This window comes from Enterobacter genomosp. O, from assembly GCF_001022965.1.
GTDB lineage: Bacteria > Pseudomonadota > Gammaproteobacteria > Enterobacterales > Enterobacteriaceae > Enterobacter > Enterobacter cloacae_L.
Genome location: NZ_LECZ01000008.1, coordinates 1 through 3,231, shown reverse-complemented (window position 1 = coordinate 3,231; position 3,231 = coordinate 1). Strand labels below are relative to the sequence as shown.

The window sequence follows — 3,231 nt, the reverse complement described above, 5'->3', positions numbered from 1 at the left end:
ATGCGCAGGCCGCAGACGTCCGGGATATCAGGGTGGCGGAGGAAGGCGACGGCGCGCACGGCGAGGCCGCGGTTATCGCTTACCGTCAGGGCCGGGGTGTGGCGGAAGACGGCGCTCAGGGGGAATGTGCTCATGGTCTGACTCCGTAAACGGGGGCTGATGCGGGTTCATCAGGCGGGTTAGGGCCGGTGCGTCCGGGGAGAGAAACGGTGCCCGGGCGGGATACCGGCAGAAGGGGGCGGCGCTCACCGGATCATACCCGTGAGGCACGGCTATCATTGCCCGTTCCGCCGGTATGTCAACCCGCCGGCGCCGGCTTCCGGTATGAATTATCCTGAGACAGGGTATGAATGATACTCATAAATAGCGGCGATTCTTAATGAATCGCCACGGATAATCTGGACACTTCTGAGTCGTTGATAATATTGTTTTTCATATTCCGTCGGTGGCATCTGATCACTCGAGCCATGCCGACGCTTACTGCTATAAAACATTTCGATGTAATCAAAAATATCGCTGCGTGCTTTTTCCCGTGTTCCGTAGATCTTTTTCATTATCCGTTTCCGCTTCAGTAGCTGGAAAAAGCTTTCTGCAACTGCGTTGTCGTGACAGTTACCCCGACGGCTCATACTGCCCTCCAGTCCGTGTGATTTCAGGAACGTCTGCCACTTATAACTTGTGTACTGACTCCATTGTTCAGAATGAACCAGCACCTGTTTTTGGGGATACGTCGCCATATGGCCATCATAAGCGCATTCAGGACATTATCTTTTGTCATCCGGGGGTGCATTGACCAGCCAGTAACTTTGCGCGAGCACAGGTCAACAACGATGGCCAGATACAGCCAGCCTTCGTGGGGGCGTATGTAAGTTATGTCCGTAACCCAACGTCCGTCCGGTACTTCCGGGTTGAACTGACGCTGGAGTCTGTTGGGTGCCACGATACTGGCTTCACCTTTATGCGCTCGTGCGCTTCGATACCCGACCTGAGCCTTTATCCCGGCACGCTTCATCACCCGCCAGACCCGATTAATCCCACATGGTTGCCCGCTATCTTTCAGGTCGGGATGGATCTTGCGATAGCCATAAACGCAACCGGACTCCAGCCAGAACTGTTTGATTTGTCCTGTCAGCCTGAGATCCGCCTGATGCCGTGGTGAATGCGGCTGCTGAAGCCAGGCGTAAAACCCACCCGGATGAACATTCAGCACCCGACAGAGCAGACGAACAGGCCAACAACAGGAGTTGTCACGTAAAAAGGCGTACCTCAGTCGGGCAGCGTTGCGACGTACGCCGCGACTTTTTTTAATATGTCCCGTTCGTCCGTAACCCGCTTCAGCTCCTTCTGGAGTCGGCGGATCGCGGTCAGAGCATCTGACTGCTCCTGGTTGGTGGAAGAGTCTGGCCCGTACTTCTTTATCCGGGTATAAAGACTGTGGATAGTGATATCGAGACGTGTTGCAACACTGGAAACAGAATGGCCACGCTGAACAACCTGTTTGACAGCTTCAATTTTAAGCTCTTCAGGATAACGCTTACTGCTCATATGCACCTCTCTTTAAGTCATTTTAAATGACTCCAGGGTGTCTGTTAAACCCGTGGTGATTCACCCGGATTGAATAAAAACAACCCAAATGAGCCAGAAAAGTGGCTCACCGGGTTGCCTGTTTTGGGTCTACTTTAATAATACGTGACGTCGTTATGATTAACGCATGCTTCGCCGTTTATCAAGAATTGCAGCATGTCGGGGAGTTGCAACGATTCCTTTCCCTCTGTCAATAAAACTCTGGGACCAGTGTTCTGGAAGAGGGGTGTTTGTGGATTTATAGAAATTAAATAGCTCCTTACTATCGTCAAAAATAGTCCATTCGCCCTGATATACCATTGCTACAGGGAATGGTCCCGGACGTGCTACAGCGCCCAGATAACCATTATCATTTACGACTTTATCTTGCTCATGTTCCCACATATAGGGAACAAAGTTTACCTGAGGACCATGGCGAATAACGTTCATCGCTGTATAATAAAAAGGTCTTGAAGGGTCAACCTCTGCAACACCTTTATTAATCAGATCTTTTATTCCTCTTTCCTCACTACTTTCCGCCGTGGGCACATGCCCTTTCCCATGAGAGAATTTAATAATATCGTGCATGTCATAATCACCTGTATAGGGCGTGATGATTTTAAATTTTATCCATGCATTAACAAGTTCATTAGCAGAAGTATTTTGCAGGCTGACTGGATAAGCCACATCCTCACCTCCCGGTCTGTTATGCGCATAAATTCCCTTTACACCGGATGCATCCCACTGACCTACTCGACCAACGAAACCGCTACGTTTTGCCAGCCGAAGCATAGATTCAGCGTTATCACCATAAGCCGCCTTTAGTGAACCAGGTTTAATAGTCTTCTCAAGAATATTATGGCCTTTTGCTGCGGCGCCTTCACCCAGTGCTGAAATAGTATATATGCCGGCTTCCCTTACGCTCATTGCAAGATTATCCTCTAAAGAAATTTTCTCAAAGACAGCCATATGCAAAGGGTGAACAAATGCTTCGCCCACGAATTTTCGGGCTTCCTGGCCCGTACTAATCAACCCGCTGCTGTCAGTCAGCGTGACGGGATTGTTGCGGCACATCCTGAACAGGTTCAGGCCGTCCACCGTCCCCGCCGGGTCTGCGGAGAGCCACCGGCCCGACCACGGCTGATAGTAACGGTAACCGTAGTAGTGGAACCCCGTCGCGTCCCGTTCCTTCCCCGAGTGGCGGAGGGTTTTGTAGTCCGCCTCCGCCGCGCTGCGGGCGGTCCAGACTGCCGTCCCCCCATACGGGTAGAACTCCTCCATGCTGATGACCCTGCCGTCACCGTCCAGCTCCAGCTGACTGCTGCTGATCAAATTGTCATAACTGTATCGCATCTGGTCATTGCTGAAATCCGCCGGTATTCCACTCTCCCAGTGCAGTACCCGCACCTGCGCCCGGCCCGCCTCGCTCACGGTGATGACCTGCAGGCTTTCCGTTACCGTGTCACCGCTTTGCGTGCTGCGCAGCTCCAGCCCCGGCAGGTACAGCACCCGCTTCGTCTGTGTGTTGCTGTTCATTTTCTGCACACTGGTCTTCAGGATGCGCTGGCTCCCTGCGTTATAGCGGTAGTTTTCCCGGTCATCCCTGTCTCCGTCACGCACCACCGGCGTCACCGCCTGCAGCTCGTTACGCGCATTCCAGGCCAGCGC

General features: G+C 52.5%; 1 protein-coding gene and 1 pseudogene. Both read right to left on the bottom strand.

What is annotated here, in order from left to right; genetic code table 11:
* Positions 1-401: 401 nt before the first annotated feature.
* Positions 402-1,545, bottom strand: a pseudogene (locus tag ABR39_RS25280) (IS3 family transposase); the annotation flags it as partial.
* A gap of 159 nt (positions 1,546-1,704) precedes the next feature.
* Positions 1,705-3,231: RHS repeat-associated core domain-containing protein (locus ABR39_RS00725; protein ID WP_047345366.1), on the bottom strand; the 1,527-nt coding region annotated here is incomplete at its 5' end.